Origin of the sequence: Robiginitalea aestuariiviva (assembly GCF_029537735.1) — a bacterium.
GTDB lineage: Bacteria > Bacteroidota > Bacteroidia > Flavobacteriales > Flavobacteriaceae > Robiginitalea > Robiginitalea aestuariiviva.
Genome location: NZ_JARPUQ010000001.1, coordinates 1184647 through 1201127 on the forward strand (window position 1 = coordinate 1184647; position 16481 = coordinate 1201127).

17 protein-coding genes are annotated in these 16481 nt (G+C 54.4%); 13 read left to right on the forward strand and 4 right to left on the reverse strand.

The window, feature by feature from the left end:
- The first annotated feature begins 118 nt into the window (after nt 1-118).
- The 5 genes from mutY to OZ410_RS05275 are packed head-to-tail and all read left to right on the forward strand — an operon-like array spanning nt 119 to nt 4504.
- The gene (gene mutY / locus OZ410_RS05255) at nt 119-1171 is read left to right on the forward strand and encodes an A/G-specific adenine glycosylase (RefSeq protein ID WP_277706868.1); all 1053 of its coding nucleotides are present in this window, start codon (nt 119-121) and stop codon (nt 1169-1171) included.
- 15 nt (nt 1172-1186) lie between these two features.
- On the forward strand, nt 1187-1654 hold the full coding sequence (locus OZ410_RS05260; protein ID WP_277706869.1) for a single-stranded DNA-binding protein: 468 nt from the start codon (nt 1187-1189) through the stop codon (nt 1652-1654).
- Between the two features lie 19 nt (nt 1655-1673).
- A complete protein-coding gene (locus tag OZ410_RS05265) occupies nt 1674-3002 on the forward strand; it encodes a gliding motility-associated protein GldE (protein WP_420917746.1) in 1329 nt (442 codons plus the stop codon).
- Nucleotides 2992-3549, forward strand: coding sequence for a gliding motility lipoprotein GldD (gene gldD / locus OZ410_RS05270; protein ID WP_277706871.1), 558 nt, complete (start codon nt 2992-2994; stop codon nt 3547-3549). Before OZ410_RS05265 ends, gldD begins: the two co-directional genes overlap by 11 nt.
- A gap of 4 nt (nt 3550-3553) precedes the next feature.
- Nucleotides 3554-4504 carry a pyridoxal-phosphate dependent enzyme gene (locus OZ410_RS05275; RefSeq protein ID WP_277706872.1) on the forward strand — a complete coding sequence of 317 codons (951 nt, stop codon included), beginning with the start codon at nt 3554-3556 and terminating at the stop codon, nt 4502-4504.
- Here OZ410_RS05275 and OZ410_RS05280 read toward each other — a convergent pair.
- On the reverse strand, nt 4501-4941 hold the full coding sequence (locus tag OZ410_RS05280) for a hypothetical protein (RefSeq protein WP_277706873.1): 441 nt from the start codon (nt 4939-4941) through the stop codon (nt 4501-4503). The two genes, OZ410_RS05275 and OZ410_RS05280, sit on opposite strands and share 4 nt — an antisense overlap.
- Nucleotides 4942-5001: 60 nt before the next feature.
- Between OZ410_RS05280 and OZ410_RS05285 the strand changes: the two genes are divergently transcribed.
- Complete coding sequence (locus OZ410_RS05285) at nt 5002-5901, forward strand: DMT family transporter (RefSeq protein ID WP_277706874.1); 900 nt, start codon at nt 5002-5004, stop codon at nt 5899-5901.
- Nucleotides 5902-5918: 17 nt separating this feature from the next.
- Here the strand turns inward: OZ410_RS05285 and OZ410_RS05290 are convergent, their stop codons facing one another.
- Together OZ410_RS05290 and OZ410_RS05295 are read right to left on the reverse strand one after the other, a co-directional pair.
- On the reverse strand, nt 5919-7997 hold the full coding sequence (locus OZ410_RS05290; protein WP_277706875.1) for a M16 family metallopeptidase: 2079 nt from the start codon (nt 7995-7997) through the stop codon (nt 5919-5921).
- Nucleotides 7998-8001: 4 nt separating this feature from the next.
- Nucleotides 8002-9321, reverse strand: coding sequence for a M16 family metallopeptidase (locus tag OZ410_RS05295; RefSeq protein WP_277706876.1), 1320 nt, complete (start codon nt 9319-9321; stop codon nt 8002-8004).
- A gap of 172 nt (nt 9322-9493) precedes the next feature.
- Between OZ410_RS05295 and OZ410_RS05300 the strand changes: the two genes are divergently transcribed.
- From OZ410_RS05300 to rpmA, 3 genes are all read left to right on the forward strand, one after another.
- Nucleotides 9494-9943, forward strand: a complete 450-nt coding sequence (locus OZ410_RS05300; RefSeq protein ID WP_277706877.1) for a DUF4199 domain-containing protein — start codon at nt 9494-9496, stop codon at nt 9941-9943.
- A gap of 126 nt (nt 9944-10069) precedes the next feature.
- Nucleotides 10070-10609 carry a 50S ribosomal protein L21 gene (rplU, locus tag OZ410_RS05305; protein ID WP_277706878.1) on the forward strand — a complete coding sequence of 180 codons (540 nt, stop codon included), beginning with the start codon at nt 10070-10072 and terminating at the stop codon, nt 10607-10609.
- Between the two features lie 42 nt (nt 10610-10651).
- Nucleotides 10652-10912, forward strand: a complete 261-nt coding sequence (rpmA, locus tag OZ410_RS05310) for a 50S ribosomal protein L27 (protein ID WP_277706879.1) — start codon at nt 10652-10654, stop codon at nt 10910-10912.
- A 192-nt stretch (nt 10913-11104) separates the two neighbouring features.
- On the opposite strand, the gene ahcY is transcribed toward rpmA, so the two are convergent.
- A complete protein-coding gene (gene ahcY / locus OZ410_RS05315) occupies nt 11105-12421 on the reverse strand; it encodes an adenosylhomocysteinase (RefSeq protein ID WP_277706880.1) in 1317 nt (438 codons plus the stop codon).
- A gap of 136 nt (nt 12422-12557) precedes the next feature.
- On the opposite strand from ahcY, the gene OZ410_RS05320 reads away from it, so the two are divergent.
- The 4 genes from OZ410_RS05320 (at nt 12558) to OZ410_RS05335 (ending at nt 16216) form a co-directional block, all read left to right on the forward strand.
- Nucleotides 12558-13208 carry a 4'-phosphopantetheinyl transferase family protein gene (locus OZ410_RS05320; RefSeq protein ID WP_277706881.1) on the forward strand — a complete coding sequence of 217 codons (651 nt, stop codon included), beginning with the start codon at nt 12558-12560 and terminating at the stop codon, nt 13206-13208.
- 62 nt (nt 13209-13270) lie between these two features.
- Nucleotides 13271-13531 (forward strand): thiamine-binding protein, encoded by a 261-nt coding sequence (locus tag OZ410_RS05325; RefSeq protein WP_277706882.1) that lies wholly within the window; start codon nt 13271-13273, stop codon nt 13529-13531.
- Entirely contained in the window at nt 13515-14147 is a 633-nt protein-coding gene (pnuC, locus tag OZ410_RS05330) for a nicotinamide riboside transporter PnuC (RefSeq protein ID WP_277706884.1), read from the forward strand. The genes OZ410_RS05325 and pnuC overlap by 17 nt, the downstream gene beginning before the upstream one ends.
- Nucleotides 14108-16216 (forward strand): DUF4301 family protein, encoded by a 2109-nt coding sequence (locus tag OZ410_RS05335; RefSeq protein ID WP_277706885.1) that lies wholly within the window; start codon nt 14108-14110, stop codon nt 16214-16216. The genes pnuC and OZ410_RS05335 overlap by 40 nt, the downstream gene beginning before the upstream one ends.
- Nucleotides 16217-16481 lie beyond the last annotated feature (265 nt).

The following is a 16481-nucleotide window of genomic DNA, read 5'->3' on the forward strand; positions in this document are numbered from 1 at the left end:
TTATTTTGTTATCTCTAGGTTTCAGGGATGCAAATATATAAATATTATTCAATCTAATTGGCGCCCGGAGATTTTTAACTGCTTAAAAGCCTTAGTTTTGCAGCCCTATTCAAATCCCATGCCGTTTTCAGACATCATTTTGCAGTGGTACGACCAAAACAAGCGGGATCTGCCCTGGAGGGGAAGCAGGGATCCGTACGTGATCTGGTTGTCTGAAATCATGCTGCAGCAGACACGCGTGGCACAGGGCATGCCCTACTTCCTCGATTTTATGGAACATTACCCGGCAGTGGAAGACCTGGCGCGGGCCTCTGAGGAAGAGGTACTGAAGCGCTGGGAGGGCCTTGGATATTACTCCCGGGCCAGAAACCTGCACCATACGGCCCGGCATGTTGCGTTTACCCTGGGCGGGGCCTTCCCTCAGTCCTATAAAGGATTGTTGGAGCTCAAAGGGGTGGGGCCCTATACCGCCGCGGCCATCGCTTCCGTGTGCTTTGGCGAGGCAGTAGCGGTGGTGGACGGAAACGTCTACCGGGTGCTGAGCCGGTATTTCGGCGTGGACCTTGAAGTAAACAGTTCGGAAGGGGTTCGCTATTTCCGGGAATTGGCGGCTTCTCTGATACGTGAGGACCGACCAGGGGATTACAACCAGGCCGTTATGGAATTCGGGGCCGTGCAATGTACGCCTAAATCCCCTTCCTGTCAGCAGTGCCCCTTGTCTGGCAGTTGTCGCGCCCTGGAGACGGGAAAAGTAAGGGAGTTACCGGTTAAACGCCGGGGCAAGGAAGCCCGCCTACGAAGGTTGCATTATCTGGTTCCCGTGGGCCCTGGGCTGGAAACCTGCCTCTTGCGCCGGACGGGCCCGGGGATCTGGCAGGGACTTTTTGAATTCCCCTGCCTTGAAACCGAGTCGGAACCCACCCGGGATTCCATGGCCGCGTGCCTGCAAACTACAACCGGGGTCCCCCAGGAAAGCATAGCGGATATCCGTTGTTTTAATGCGGAGCCCATTGTCCATAAATTATCCCATCAGCACCTGGTAACCACCTTCTGGATTGTATTTCTGGATCGGGCCCCCGCCTCTGCCGTGTCGCTTGAAGAGGCCCGTTCCCGACCCTTGCCCGTGCTGATTGCCAATTTCATGGATACGGTTAAAAATTCGTACTTTTGATTCAATTTCATTACTATGAGCGGAACACTAAATAAGGTCATGCTGATTGGCCACCTCGGCGACGAGGTGAAACTCCACTACTTTGAAGGGGGCAACTGCATTGGCAGGTTCCCTATTGCCACCAATGAATCCTATACCAACCGGCAGACGGGGGAAAAGGTTACCAATACCGAGTGGCACAACATAGTGGTGCGCAACAAGGCCGCCGAGATTTGTGAGAAGTACCTCAAAAAAGGAGATCTTATCTACGTGGAAGGCCGGCTCAAAACGCGTCAGTGGCAAGGCGAAGACGGTGCTACCCGGTACACCACCGAGGTACAGGTAACCGATTTTACCTTCCTGTCTCCCAAGGGAGAGGGGGGTGGCCGACCGGAGGATTACGCCCCGGGCCAACAGGGCGGCACCCAGAAATCCCGCCCGGAACCTGCCGGGAACCCGGCCCCGGGTATGCCCCCGGACGAGGATGACGACCTGCCCTTCTGATCAACCCTAACTGAAGAATTTGGACCCGGACCCCCTTTCTGCAATTTTGCCCCTGATGGCTTTTGACGGAATCCTGGCCCTGAAAACCGTGCTGCTGATCTGCCTGCTGGCGGGGTCGGCCTTAATTTCAGGTGCCGAAGTGGCCTTTTTCGGGCTTTCCCAAACCGAACTCAACGATTTTCGCGACAATGGCGGTAGTCCCGGACGACTGATTTACCGCTTGCTGCAAAAGCCCAAGAAACTGCTGGCTACCATTCTGGTCACCAACAATGCCATTAATATCGGGATTGTTTTGCTGCTCACCGATATGGGGGAGACCTGGTTTGCCGGGATGGATCAGGTGTACCTGGGGTTTATTTCCCTTCGCTTTGTCTGTGAAATTGTCCTGGCCACCTTCCTGATCCTGTTGTTCGGGGAAATTCTGCCCAAGGTATACGCCAACCGCAACCGGATGGCCTTCTCCAGACGCATGGCCTATGCACTGCGGGTGCTGGATGTGTTGTTCACCCCCCTGACGACCCCCATGCGGGCCGGTACCCTGCTGCTGTACAAGCGGCTGGGCAAGCAAAAGTCCAGCCTGAGTGTGGACCATCTTTCCCAGGCCCTGGAACTGACTTCCGAAGGGGATACCACCCGCGAAGAACAGAAAATACTGGAAGGGATCGTATCCTTTGGCAATACGGATACCAAACAGGTAATGCGCCCGCGCCTGGACATTTTTGCCCTGAGCGACGACATGAAATACCCCGAGGTGCTGGAGGAAATCAAAAAGAACGGCTATTCCCGCATCCCGGTCTATTCCGAGAATGTGGACAAGGTCATCGGGGTGTTGTACGTGAAGGATTTACTGCCCTACTTAGACCGGAAATCCTTTAACTGGACCTCCCTGATCCGGGAGCCCTTTTTTGTGCCTGAAAACAAAAAACTGGACGACCTGTTACTGGAATTCCAGAATAAGAAAAACCACCTGGCCGTTGTGGTGGACGAATTCGGGGGGACCTCTGGGATTGTGACCCTCGAAGATGTGATTGAGGAAATTGTGGGGGATATCAGCGATGAGTTTGACGATGAAGACCTGGTGTTCTCCAAACTGGACGACCACACCTACGTCTTTGAAGGCAAGACCAACCTGAAAGACTTTTATCGGGTGGCCCGTATTGCGGACGAATCCCTTTTTGAACAACAGAAAGGGGAGGCCGAAACCATTGCCGGGTTTGTGCTTGAAATTTCAGGGGGCTTCCCCAAGCGAGGCGAGACCGTGGCTTTTGAAGGGTTTGAATTCGTGGTGGAAAGCCTGGACCGCAAACGCCTGAAGCAAATTAAAGTAACCCTGCCGCATGACATTTAACCGTATCCTGATTACTGTCGGGGCCCTGATTTTCCTGGCCTCCTGCGGGCCGGACCCGGTCCCCAAACCCAAGGCCATGCTGCGCCTTGACTATCCCAGCCATGCCTACCGCATGCTGGAATCCGATTGCCCGTTCACCTTTGAATACAACCGTTTGGCGCGCCGGGAGGGCCAGGGGGGCTGTAATATGGTGCTGGATTACACCCCTATGAAGGGCTCCATTTACCTGACCTATAAAACGGTTGAAGGCAACCTGAACCAGCTGCTGAGCGATGCGCAGAAGCTCTCGTACGAACATGTAGTCAAGGCGGATAACATCCTGGAGCAGCCCTATGTGGATCCGGATCATAAGGTCTACGGCATGTTTTATGAAGTGAAGGGGGATGCGGCTTCCCAATCCCAGTTCTACGTAACGGACAGTGTGTCCCACTTCGTAACCGGGTCGGTGTATTTCTATGCCCGCCCGAATTACGATTCCATCCTGCCCGCGGCCGCATATCTGCAGAACGACATCCGGAGGCTCATGGAGAGCATCCGCTGGAAATAAAGTTATGGCATCCTTAACCTTCACCCCGGAAATGCTGGCTGCGGCCAGGGAACTGGTGGGACCGCACGTGCACCACACCCCGGTAATGCATTCCCGCCTGCTGGACCAGCTGGCCGGAGCCCCGCTTTTTTTCAAATGCGAAAACTTCCAGCGCGGAGGCTCGTACAAACTGCGAGGGGCAACCCATGCGTTGCTTCGGTTGCAGGAACAGGCCCCCGTTCCGGCGGTGGTTACCCATTCGTCCGGGAATTTTGCCCAGGCCCTTTCCGTAGCCGCCCAGGCCGTGGGGATCCCCGCCCACATCGTGATGCCGGAAAATGCCCCGGCAGTTAAGAAGGCTGCGGTTCACACCTATGGCGGGCGGATTACAGAATGCGCGCCTACCCTCGAGGCGCGGGAGGACGCTGCCGCCCGCATATCCGAAGAGACCGGGGCCGTGTTTATTCATCCTTCGAACGACCCCATGGTGATGCTGGGACAGGGAACCGCCTGTGCCGAGCTTCTGGAAGAGGTGCCGGACCTGGAGTGTGTGGTTGCCCCGGTGGGCGGGGGTGGCCTTTTGGGGGGTACGGCCCTGGCCTGCACCTTCACGGACAATGCCTGCGAACCGATTGGGGCTGAACCCTTGCGGGTAGACGATGCCTATCGTTCCCTGCAAAGCGGACGGATTGAATCCAATTCCCGTACGGATACCGTGGCCGATGGCCTGCGCACCGTGCTGGGCTCCCATACTTTCCCGGTATTAAAGCAATATGTGAACACCATTATCCGGGTGGAGGAGGCGGAAATCATCACTGCCATGCGCCTGGTTTGGGAACGGATGAAAATTGTGATAGAGCCCTCCAGTGCGGTTGCCCTTGCTGCCGTATTAAAGGACCCGGGCTACATAGGTGGCCGCAAAACGGGTATTATCGTATCCGGCGGCAATGTAGACCTTGGCAAACTTCCATTCTAGGGGGCCGGAACGGAGTCCAGCAGGGCTTTTGCACGTTCAATGCTGCCAAATACCTGCTCCTTCATAGCCTGTACGCTTTCTTCTTCTTCCCGGATCCAATCCTGTTTTTCGGGGCTTATGGGTTCAATCCCCTTAATTTCCTCGTAGTTGAATCGATCTCCGAAATTTTTCATCCAGTCCATCATGGATTCATGGGCCTGCTGGAGGTCTTCCATAGCTACCCGATAGGGCGCTCCGGCCTCGATGCTGTCGGCCAGGGGTTTCAATTGGGCTACCAGCTTGGCAATGGTGCCCATTTCGGGCATTACCTCGTCATGGATTGCGATAATAGCTTCCATGCGTTCGCGGTTGGGGTCTTCATTTTTTGGGGTTTCCCGGCAGCTGGCAAATAAGGTCAGGGCTGCGATCAGGGCCAGTTTGAATGTGGGATTAGACATCTTCATGGGGGTTGGGGGATATATCTATCAAAAGTAGGAACTTTGCAGCAAAATGCGGCTATGAGCGATTCGAATAAGCGGTGGGCCTACCTCCTGGTTTTGGCCCTGATCTGGGGCAGTTCCTATATCCTGATAAAAAAGGGCCTGGTTGGCTTTACCGCATTCCAGCTGGGGAGCGTGCGGATTGTGATGGCCGCCCTGATGCTTCTGGCCATCGGGTTTCCCTCCCTGAAGACCATTGGCCGGGGGCAGTGGAAATGGGTGGCCCTGAGCGGCGTGGTGGGTAGCTTGCTGCCCATGTACCTGTTTGCCTTTGCCGAAACGGAGATCGACAGCAGCATTGCTGCAGTCCTGAATTCCCTGGTGCCCCTGTTCACCCTTTTTGTGGGCTACTTTGCCTTTGGGATTGCCTTTAGCCGCAACCAGGTTGCCGGGGTGGCGGTGGGCCTGCTGGGGGCCCTGGCCCTGATCCTGCTGGGGGCCGACATCAATCCCGGGCAGGATTACCGCTTTGCCCTGCTGGTGGTATTGGCGTCCCTGGGCTATGCCTGTAATGCGAACATCATTAAAAGTAAGTTGTCCGGGGTAAGCCCCATGGGGATTGCGGCGGGAAATTTTATCTGTATCCTCCCTGTGGCGGCGGTGTTGCTGCCCTTTTCCGGGGCCCTGGGCGGAGCCGTTACGGCCGGGCCTGAATTCTGGCCTTCCCTGGGCTACATTTACCTGCTGTGCCTTTTTGGTACCTGTGTGGCCAAGGTGATGTTCAACAAGCTCATCCAGATTTCCACCCCGGTCTTTTCGGTTTCGGTTACCTACCTGATCCCTGTGGTAGGCATTGCCTGGGGCTTACTGGATGGCGAGCGATTCAGCCCCATGCAGGTAGGAGCCGCCTGTACTATCCTGCTTGGGGTATACCTGGTGAATAAAACAAAAAGGCACCCCCGAAGGCGTGCCTTATAAACGTTGGGAGGCAGGGGTCAGTCAAAGTCCGAATCCTGAACCTGATAGTTCACCACCGCTTCCAGTAATTTGCTTTCCACCTGTTGCGGGCCCATGGCCTGCACCTTAACGGAAGGGAAGAGGATGCCGTCTACCTCCTGGTAATCCTTGATCAGGATTTCCTGGTTCTGGGTCTGCCCGTTCATATTGATTACCGAAGCTTCCTTTACCTTCAGGCCGGTTTCCACATCGTAGAAATAACTGGCCTGAACCACCTGCCCGGGAATGTCGATCCGGTAGGCTGGGCGTCCGTCCACCTCTTCAGTGCCGGCAAGCTTGGCCTGTGGGTTGGCCACCAGGGCCTGTTCGGCAAAGATGCCCAGGGTTTGCTGCATATCTTGCTTCATGGGTTCCGGCAGAGGCATTTTATTGGGTCCCTGCTTCATATAGAGTTCATCTCCCTTGGCAATTACGCCCATCATGGGGGAATTGTTCATATAGGTAGTCTGGGCAAAGCGGTCTGCCGTGCGTAGCTCTTCGGTCTTCAGGGTAGCCCCCATGGCCGTGCCTTCGTAAACCAGCTTCAGGCTTTCGATCTGGCCTACTTTCTCCTTGCCCCCAATGGCTTTGAAGTAGGCATCTACTACGGATTGTACGCTAACCCCTTCGGGTACGGCAGCGGAGTAATCCGGTTTTTCGGCCGGTTCCACCATCTTGTCGTAAAACTTGATAGGTACGGCCTTCCCGTTAAACTGGAGTGTTTCCAGGTTTTCGAGCACTTCGCTGCCTTTGCCGGCAATCACCACCCGGGCATTATCCGTATCGAAATACTTCTGGGCGGCCTGCTGGATATCTTCCTTCGTAAGGGCATTAAGGCGCTCCAGGTAGGTCTTGTAGTAATCGGAGGGCAGGTCCTGGGTCTCGATGTTCAACGCATAGCGCGCCACGGTGGAGGGTTGCTCCAGGGCCAGCACAAAGCTGCCTGTATATTTGGCCTTGGCAATCTCCAGTTCCTTATCCGAAACGGGTTGGGTGCGCATCCGGTCAATTTCCTTCAGGATTTCCACCACGGAACTGTCGGTAACCATATTGCGCACGCTGGCCGAGGCGCTAAAACGGGAAGGCCCGTATTTATCGCTTCCAATCCGGGAATAGGACCCGTAGGTATACCCTTTGTCTTCCCGCAGGTTCAGGAAAAGCCGGGCTTCCGCTCCTCCACCCAGGATTCGGTTAGCTACCAGGGCAGCCAGGTAATCCGGGTCTTTCATCTGCAGGTTTACCAGGTTTTGTACCGTGATTTCGGACTGCACCGCATTGGGCATGTCCACAAAGTTTACCTGGGTGTATTGGGCATCCTTGGGGGTGCCATAGGAAAAGGAAGGGGGGGAAGCCTTGGTCCAGGGCGTAAAATACTCCGAGGCCAGTTCCTTTACCTGGTCGTAGGTCACATCTCCGATAACCACCAGGTAGGCGTTGGCCGGCACAAAATAGTTGCGGTAGAATTCCTCCACGTCAAAGAGGGTCACCCGGTTCACGGATTCCTCCGTGGTAAACTCCCCAAACGGGTGCCCCTTGCCATAGGCCAGGGCACGCTGGGCTCGGGAAGCGATGGAGGAGACGTCTTTCTCCTCGGTTTTCAGGGACGTCAGCAGTTTCTCCTTCTCCTTGTCGAATTCTTCCTGGGTAAAGTTGGGATGGATGGCGGCATCGGCCATCAGTTCCAGGATACGGGGGAAGTATTTGCTCAGGCTCTGTGCAAAGGCGCTTTGGGAACCGAAGTTGATGGAAGCCCCCAGAAAATCCACCTCCTCGTTGAATTCGTCCATGGAGATGTTCTGCGACCCCTTGCCCAGCAGGCTTCCGGTGAGGGAAGAAACCCCGGCCTTTTCGCCTTCCAGGATGGGCGGGTTGTCTATGGTGAGCTGTATGGCCACCCGGGGCAGTTTGTGGTTTTCCACTACCAGGACGGTAAGACCGTTCTTGAGTTCAAAGCGCTGGGCCTGTTCCAGGTTGATTTCCGGGGCAGGGCCGGATGCCGGCATTTTGGATCGGTCTACCTGGGCATACATCCCCAGGGTCAGGGCTCCGAAAAATAAGGTGAGAATATATCGTTTCATCGTCTTAATTGTCTAAGTTTTCTTCCGGCAGGTAGTCGATGACCACCCGCTGATTCGGCTTCAGATATTTTTCTGCCACTTCGCGGATTTCCTCCCGCGTTATGGACCGGTAAATGTCGATTTCCTTGTTGATCAGGGAAGTATCCCCGTACAGCATATAATTGCGCGCCAGGGAATTGGCGATGCCCTGTATGCTGGAATTCGAGTTGACAAACCGGTTTTCAAATTTGTTCTGCAACTTGGTGTAATCCCGCTCGGAAATGAGCTCGGACCGCACTTTGGTAATTTCCTCCTCTACCTCGGAAACCAGGGTGTCCAGGGAGGTGTTCCCCACCGGCAGGCTAAAGACAATGTACATGCCGTAGTCTTCCTGCCCAATGTTGAAGGCGCCAACCTGCAGGGCCTGCTTCTGGTCGTCCACCATTTTTTTGTAGAGCTTGGAACTGCGGCCGTCGCTCAGGTAGGAGGAGATCATATCCAGAACATAGGCATCCCTTTCCTTAAAGCCAGGGGTGCGGTATGCCACAATGGACGCAGGAATCTGGATGTTTTTGTCGTAGGCCTTGCTGCGGATTTCCTCCGTAATGGGGTCCTCCTGCGGATAATTGCGTACGATGTCTGCCCCGCGGGGGATGCTGCCGAAATAGTCTGCGACCATTTTTTTGGTTTTGGCAGCGTTAATGTCTCCGGCTACCACCAGGACGGCGTTGTTGGGAACGTAGTACATCTGGTTATAAGCGATTACGTCTGCCAGGGTGGCTGCGTCCAAATCTTCCATATACCCGATGTTCGGGTCCTTGTAGGGGTGCTTTGAAAAGAGGCTCTTGCCCAGCACAGGGAGGATCTGGCCGTATGGGGAATTGTCATAGCGCAGGCGTTTCTCCTCTTTAACCACTTCCTGTTGGGTGTCTACCCCTTCCTGGTTGATTACCGGGTGGAGCATCCGTTCAGATTCCATCCACAGGCCCAGTTCCAGGTGGTTGGAGGGGAAGACCTCGTAGTAATAGGTACGGTCCTGGGTGGTGTTGGCATTGTTCTGCCCCCCGTGGGAGGACACAATCTCAAACCATTTCCCCTTTTCGATGTTTTTGGTTCCCTCAAACAGCAGGTGTTCAAAGAGGTGGGCAAAGCCGGTACGACCTTCGGTGCGGTCCTTCCCGCCCACATGGTACATGACCGAGGTCACCACCACGGGTGCCGAATTGTCCTGGTGCAGGATTACGTGAAGCCCGTTATCCAGGTCGTATTCCTCGTAGGCGACCTCCTGGGCGGATACCCATCCTGCGGCCCCCAGCAGGAGGCCGATTAGAAAGCATTTTTTCATGGTTAATGTTTTTGTTATGTATACTAGGGGTCCGGCAGGGGGAGATTCGGACCAGCCCTAAATTAAGGCCATTTGGGCAATTCCCTAGGGGGATGCTGGGCTTTAACATTACTTTAAAAACAAGCGCCTCAAAATGCGTATCTTATAGGGAGCTATAAAACAACAACATATCATGAAAAATTACGCCCTGCCCATCAGGTTTGGGATTGCAACCAGCGGAAGTCTGATCGCGTATTTCCTGGTCCTCTCCCTTTTTGGTTTGCATACCAATGTCTTTTACAGCCTCTTTAACGGTGTAATCACCGGTTTTGGGATTTATGAAGCCATCAAGGTCTTTAAGCTGCGCAAAGGGGTGGCCTTCGAATACGGGAGCGGCTTTACCGCGGGGGTGGTTACCGGCGTTACGGCAACCCTTATTTTCACCCTGTTTTTTGCTGTTTACAGCACTGAAATCAGCGCGGAGTTCCTCCCGAATCTCTCCACCGCCTTTTTCGAGGATTTCAAAGAATTTCAGGGGATTGTTTTCCTGACGGTTGCCGTAATGGGTTTTGCTACCACCCTGGTGCTAACCCTGGCCTTTATGCAGTTGTTTAAGACCTCCAATAACCCCCGTAAAAAATGATCTAAAAATCGCGCTTAGCCGCTTGTCTATTGAGAATTAAGCTTTATATTTGCACCCGCCTTTTCGGCTGCATCCGACAAACGTATGGAACGGCGAAAAGGATAACGATCATTAATTTTTGATGCTATGTATGCAATTGTAGAGATAGCAGGGCAGCAATTTAAAGTTGCGAAAGACCAGAAGGTTTTCGTGAACCGCCTCAAGACGGAAGAAGGAAAAAAGGTGACTTTTGACCAGGTGCTTCTGATCGAGGACGGAGGAGCGGTAACCATTGGCGCCCCCGCTATAGACGGTGCTGCCGTGGAAGCTAAAGTGGTTCAGCACCTGAAAGGAGACAAGGTAATTGTCTTTAAAAAGAAACGCCGTAAAGGATACCGCGTTAAGAACGGTCACCGCCAGCCCCTGACCCAACTGGTTATTGAGGGTATTGTGGCGAAAGGTGCCAAGAAAGCTGCTCCGGCCAAAGCCGAAGTAAAAGCTGCCCCGGCCCCCAAGGCTGAGAAAAAAGCTGCCCCGGCCCCCAAGGCCGAGAAGAAGGCCGAGCCGGCTCAGGATCTGAGTGGGAAAACTGTGGCCGAGCTGAAAGAAATGGCCAAGGCTGCAGGAGTTAGCGGGTATTCATCCATGAAGAAAGCCGAGCTCATCGAAGCCCTCGGCGGAAAATAAAAGTCATAATCCGGGACCAGTTCCCGTAAAAACGAAAATATCATGGCACACAAGAAGGGAGTTGGTAGCTCCAAAAACGGACGGGAATCGGAATCTAAACGCCTTGGCGTTAAAATTTTCGGAGGCCAGAAAGCTGTTGCCGGAAATATCATCGTGCGTCAGCGCGGAACCCGGCACAATGCGGGTGACAATGTTTACATTGGCAAGGACCACACCCTGCATGCCAAGGTAGACGGCGTCGTACGCTTTTCCAAAAAGTCCGGAGGCAAGTCTTTTGTCTCCATCGAGCCTTTCGAGGCCTAAAATACTTCGAATTACACACGAAGGCCCCGGCTGCGGTTTTTACCGCTGCCGGGGTTTTTTTATGGGCCAATCTTTGCGTGTTACTGTGTTTTTGAGGTATTCCTGCCACAGATTTCCGGAGCCACCCGATTGTGCTGAAACAAAAAAGGCCCCGGAGAATTCCGGGGCCTTGTGGTGGCTTGATGCCAGGTTTTAGTAGCGGTAATACTCCGGTTTAAAGGGGCCTTCCACGCTAACCCCGATATACTTGGCCTGTTCCGGCCGCAGGGTGGTCAGCTCCGCTCCCATCCGGCTCAGGTGCAGGGCCGCTACTTTTTCGTCCAGGTGCTTGGGCAGGGTGTAGACCTGGTTGTCATAGCGGTCGCTGTGGTTCCAGAGCTCCATTTGGGCCAGGGTCTGGTTGGTGAAGCTGTTACTCATTACAAAACTCGGGTGGCCGGTGGCACACCCCAGGTTTACCAGCCGCCCTTCGGCCAGTACAATAATGTCCTTGCCTTCAAGGGTGTACTTATCTACCTGGGGCTTGATTTCATCTTTGGTGTCTCCGTAATGGGTGTTGAGCCAGGCCATATCAATCTCGTTGTCGAAGTGCCCGATGTTGCAGACGATGGCTTTGTCCTTCATGGCGCGGAAGTGCTCTTCCCGGATAATGTCTTTGTTCCCCGTGGCGGTAATCAGGATATCCATCTGCCCCACTACATTCTCCAGTTGTTTTACCTCGTACCCGTCCATACACGCCTGCAGGGCGCAGATCGGGTCAATCTCGGCAATGGTAACGATAGCCCCGGCCCCGCGAAAGGAGGCAGCGGTCCCTTTGCCCACATCGCCGTAACCGGCTACCAGGACGCGTTTGCCTGCCAGCATGGTATCGGTGGCGCGGCGGATGGCGTCTACGGCACTCTCACGGCAACCGTATTTGTTGTCGAACTTGGATTTGGTAACGGAGTCGTTTACGTTAATGGCCGGCATGGGCAGGGTGCCCTGCTTAACCCGGTCGTACAGCCGGTGAACCCCTGTGGTGGTTTCCTCGGAAAGCCCCCGGATACCTTTGGCCAGTTCCGGATACCGGTCCAGGACCATGTTGGTCAGGTCTCCGCCGTCGTCCAGGATCATGTTCAGGGGCTGACGCTCTTCCCCGAAAAACAGGGTTTGTTCTATACACCAGTCAAATTCCTCCTCGGTCATTCCCTTCCAGGCATACACAGGAATACCCGCTGCGGCAATGGCCGCGGCGGCATGGTCCTGGGTAGAGAAAATATTACAGGAGCTCCAGGTTACCTCAGCGCCCAGTGCCACCAGGGTTTCAATAAGCACAGCCGTTTGAATGGTCATGTGCAGGCAGCCGGCAATCCGCGCCCCTTTCAGGGGCTGGCTGGAGCCGTATTCTTCCCGCAGGGCCATCAGGCCTGGCATTTCGGCTTCCGCCAACAGGATTTCCTTCCGCCCCCAATCGGCCAGGGAGAGGTCCTTTACTTTGTAAGGGAGGTATTCGATGCTTTTGGTGTCCATCTTCACAGAATTTTTATTTGCGGCTCCGGCATGGCACCTTGGGTTCCTGCTTTGGTACTTTTTAATTTGTACCTTGGACGGGTGCACAGGCGGCCTGAAATTTTTGTGCAAAGGTACTATTATTGAATCAGAAGTCATGCCTCTTTTTAAGACCATCGAAACCGAACCCGGCTGTACCTTGCTGATCTGGAAGGTATCCGAGCCGGAAGCGGACCTTGCCCGCGGGATTTCCCTCCGTCCCGAGTGCAGCGCCCGCCTGTCCGGCATGCGCTCCGAAATCCATCGCAGGGGGTTCCTCAGCATCAGGCACCTGCTGGCCCTGAAAGGGTATACGGATTTTGACCTGACATACGACGAGGCCGGCAAGCCCCACCTTTCGGACGGCACCCATATTTCCATTACCCACTCCTTCTCCTTTACCGGCATTATCCTTTCGCGCCAGGCGCAGGTAGGGATCGATATTGAGATGCAGCGGGAGAAAATCATGAAAATCGCCCATAAGTTTACCCCGTTTCGGGAATATCGCTCCCTGGCTAACGACGAGGCCATTGTGCGAAAGCTCACCATGGTCTGGGGGGCCAAGGAATCCATTTATAAAATCCTGTCTCAGCCTGGCCTGAGTTTCCTGAACCACATCTGCATAGACGATTTTACCCTGGAGGCTGCCGAGAGTACGGGCCGGGCGGTTTTCCACGGCCTGCGGGCAGACTTCCGCACCCATTTCCTGGAATTCGAGGGGTATACCTGCGCATATGCCATCCGCACAGGTGAATCAGGGTCTGCTTAGATTGCCGGGCGATTTTCCCGCCTGCGCCAGAGTCCCTACCTTTGAGGCCTGAATTCACACCCATGAACGTTTCCGTGGAATTGACGCTGAGCCCGCTGCAGGATCAGTACGAAGCCGAGATTATCCGCTTTATCAAAGCCCTGAGGGCCTCTGGCCTCACAGTGTTGGAAAACCCCCTGAGTACCCAGGTATTCGGAGAGTACCGGGAGGTGATGTCTCTGCTTCAGGAGGAGATGGAACGGAGTTTGCAACGGGTGGAGCAGGCCGTTTTTTTCATCAAGATGGTCAAAACGGACCGCAGCGATTATGAGCCCCATTTTTGACTTCTTTTTTGATCCCTACCGCCAGCGGGAGGTGCACCTGATTATCCTGGAGGCCATTGCCTTTTTTTTCGGCATTGCCAGCGTGGTTTATGCCAAACGGGAGCATATCTGGGTATACCCGACAGGCTTGATTGCCACGGTGATCACCATGTATATTTTCCTGCAGGACGAATTGCTGGGCGATATGATGCTGAATTTGTACTACTCCCTGATGAGCATCTATGGCTGGTGGAACTGGTCCCGTAAAAAAGGGGGGGAGCACCTGGTGCATATTTCCCGGACCACTCCCCGGGAAAAGGCCATAGGGGTAGTCCTGTTTGTGCTGACCGTAGGGGTTACCTACGGTGTTTACCGCCTGTTTGGCACCCGCATTGACTGGACCAACTACCTGGATATGGTTACTTCCGGCATTTTCTTTACAGCCATGTGGTACATGGCCCTGAAAAAAATCGAAAACTGGACGCTCTGGATTCTGGCAGACGTCATTACCGTGCCTCTGTACGCATACCGGGGCTGGGGGATGCTTTCCCTTCAATACCTGATTTTCACCCTGCTCGCAATACAAGGATACATCGCATGGAAGAAACACTTGGCCAACAGGCTTCAGACCTCGTAAAAGTGGTCCTTTTTGGCCCGGAGAGCACAGGGAAAACCACCCTGGCTGCGCGCCTGGCCGAACATTACCAGACGCTTTGGGTCCCGGAATATGCCAGGGAATACCTGCAGGAGAAGTGGGATCGCACCGGGAAGACTTGCGAAAACCACGATCTGATCCCCATTGCCAGGGGTCAGATTCGACTGGAGAACGAAGCGGCCACCCGGGCGGAGCGGTTGCTGATCTGCGATACGGACCTGCTGGAAACCAAGGTGTATTCGGAAACGTATTACGGAGGGTTTTGCGACCCGCTATTGGAGGAATACGCCCTGAAAAACACTTATGACCTCTATTTTCTGACGGATATTGATGTGCCCTGGGAAGCGGACGATTTGCGGGATCGCCCTCACCAGCGCGAGGAGATGTTTGCCTATTTCAAAGGGGCCCTGGAGCATGCCAACCGAAGATTTGTTATTTTAAGGGGCAGCCTTGAACAGCGGCTGGAGAAAGCGATTTCCCACATCGACAACCTATTGATCATGCACGAATTTTCACCCGAAGACCTAGAATTCATGAAAACCCAGGGGTACTCCCCTGAAAAAGCCGCCAAACAGATCGAGATTTTCCGGGAGGGGATTCCCCCGGTGAAGCTCAGTAAAGCAGCGGTTGTGGGCGATGGTATCCTGCGGCTCTCCCAGGAAAGGCAGGAGGCGCTGCTGACGCGCTTCCGCAACCAAAGGGATGCCCTGAAGGTGGTTAAGTTTACCCCGGCTTCCGGGGCAGCATCCCGGATGTTCAAGGCCCTTTTCGGATTTCTGGATAGCTTCAACCCCGGGAAGGATTCCCTGGAGGCCTACCTGAAGCAGCCGGAACACGCGGATATAAAGACCTTCTATGATGGCCTGGAGGATTTTCCGTTTTATGAGCAGGTCAGGGCGATGCGCTCTCAAGACCCCTCAGACCCCGGGGCTTTCCTGCACGCCTTTGTTTCGGAACTCCTGTCCGAATCCGGGATGAACTATGGTTTTTACCCCAAGGGCCTGTTGGCGTTCCACCGTTATGGAAAGAACCTGGCTACACCTTTTGAAGAACACCTCTATGAAGGGGCTGCGTATGCGCAGGCCAAAGGGACCGCACACCTGCATTTTACCATTTCCCCCCAGCATGAGGCTTTGTTCCGGGAGGAATACCAGCGGGCGGGGCAGTCGGTTTCCCAGGCTACTTCCTGCAGGTTTGAGGTAGGTTTTTCCTTTCAGAAACCCGCTACGGATACCCTTGCCGTTACCCCGGAAAATGAACCCTTCCGGGACGAAAACGGCCAGCTCCTGTTCCGGCCCGGGGGGCATGGCGCCCTGATCGAAAACCTGGACGAGCAGGACGCCGATGTCCTTTTCATCAAAAACATAGACAATGTGGTGGTGCGCACAGCTCAGGAGGACGTAGCGCGATGGAAGGAAATCCTTGGGGGCTTGTTGCTGGAACTGCAGGAGGAGGCCTTTCGCTATGCCCGCATGCTGGAGGAAGGCAGCCTGGATCTGGATTTGCTTATGCGTATCCGTGATTTCCTGCGGGATCGGCTTAATGTGCGTTTCCCGGAGTCATACCACCGCCTGAGCCCGGACGATCAGGTGGCCGTATTAAAGGACAAGCTCAACCGTCCCCTCCGGGTTTGCGGTATGGTTCGCAACGAAGGAGAGCCAGGTGGTGGCCCGTTCTGGATTCAGGATGTTTCCGGGAATGAATCCCTGCAGATCGTGGAGTCTGCACAGGTAGATTTACAGGATGCCTCCCAACAGGAACTTTTTAAAGATTCCACCCACTTTAACCCGGTAGATCTGGTGTGCGGGGTAAGGGACGCCTATGGCAAGAAATATCTTCTGCAGCATTTTGTGGACGAACGCCAGGGCTTCATTACCGGAAAGACCTACGAGGGCCGCCCCCTCAAGGCCCTAGAGCTGCCCGGACTCTGGAATGGGGGTATGGCCTTTTGGAACACGGTATTTGCTGAGGTTCCGGTGAGCACCTTCAACCCGGTTAAAACCGTGAATGACCTGCTAAAGCCCGCCCATAAGGGTAAGGGCGGGGAGTAACCTCATTTGCCAAAACATGTAAAGGCCCTTTGCGGGCCTTTTTTTTTTGCTGGGATGTGACCCGGCGGAAAAGGGTGTGTCTTAAAGATGAGAACCCCGAAAATGCCGCTCCGGTGAACACTTTTAAACGCGCTGCCATGATATATCTGCTCTTTTGTGCGGTCACCCTCATGCTTTTGCTGAGTTACACCCACAACAAACGATCCTCCGGCACCCCGGAAGCTATAGAACAGCTGAAAGAAAAGGATTCGACTATACTAGCACT

Bases quoted from the DNA above. Each gene is read 5' to 3' on its own strand.
- mutY (WP_277706868.1), top strand. From the start codon at position 119: ATGCCGTTTTCAGACATCATTTTGCAGTGGTACGACCAAAACAAGCGG.
- OZ410_RS05260 (WP_277706869.1), top strand. From the start codon at position 1,187: ATGAGCGGAACACTAAATAAGGTCATGCTGATTGGCCACCTCGGCGAC.
- gldD (WP_277706871.1), top strand. From the start codon at position 2,992: ATGACATTTAACCGTATCCTGATTACTGTCGGGGCCCTGATTTTCCTG.
- OZ410_RS05275 (WP_277706872.1), top strand. From the start codon at position 3,554: ATGGCATCCTTAACCTTCACCCCGGAAATGCTGGCTGCGGCCAGGGAA.
- OZ410_RS05280 (WP_277706873.1), bottom strand. From the start codon at position 4,941: ATGTCTAATCCCACATTCAAACTGGCCCTGATCGCAGCCCTGACCTTA.
- OZ410_RS05285 (WP_277706874.1), top strand. From the start codon at position 5,002: ATGAGCGATTCGAATAAGCGGTGGGCCTACCTCCTGGTTTTGGCCCTG.
- OZ410_RS05290 (WP_277706875.1), bottom strand. From the start codon at position 7,997: ATGAAACGATATATTCTCACCTTATTTTTCGGAGCCCTGACCCTGGGG.
- OZ410_RS05295 (WP_277706876.1), bottom strand. From the start codon at position 9,321: ATGAAAAAATGCTTTCTAATCGGCCTCCTGCTGGGGGCCGCAGGATGG.
- OZ410_RS05300 (WP_277706877.1), top strand. From the start codon at position 9,494: ATGAAAAATTACGCCCTGCCCATCAGGTTTGGGATTGCAACCAGCGGA.
- rplU (WP_277706878.1), top strand. From the start codon at position 10,070: ATGTATGCAATTGTAGAGATAGCAGGGCAGCAATTTAAAGTTGCGAAA.
- rpmA (WP_277706879.1), top strand. From the start codon at position 10,652: ATGGCACACAAGAAGGGAGTTGGTAGCTCCAAAAACGGACGGGAATCG.
- ahcY (WP_277706880.1), bottom strand. From the start codon at position 12,421: ATGGACACCAAAAGCATCGAATACCTCCCTTACAAAGTAAAGGACCTC.
- OZ410_RS05320 (WP_277706881.1), top strand. From the start codon at position 12,558: ATGCCTCTTTTTAAGACCATCGAAACCGAACCCGGCTGTACCTTGCTG.
- OZ410_RS05325 (WP_277706882.1), top strand. From the start codon at position 13,271: ATGAACGTTTCCGTGGAATTGACGCTGAGCCCGCTGCAGGATCAGTAC.
- pnuC (WP_277706884.1), top strand. From the start codon at position 13,515: ATGAGCCCCATTTTTGACTTCTTTTTTGATCCCTACCGCCAGCGGGAG.
- OZ410_RS05335 (WP_277706885.1), top strand. From the start codon at position 14,108: ATGGAAGAAACACTTGGCCAACAGGCTTCAGACCTCGTAAAAGTGGTC.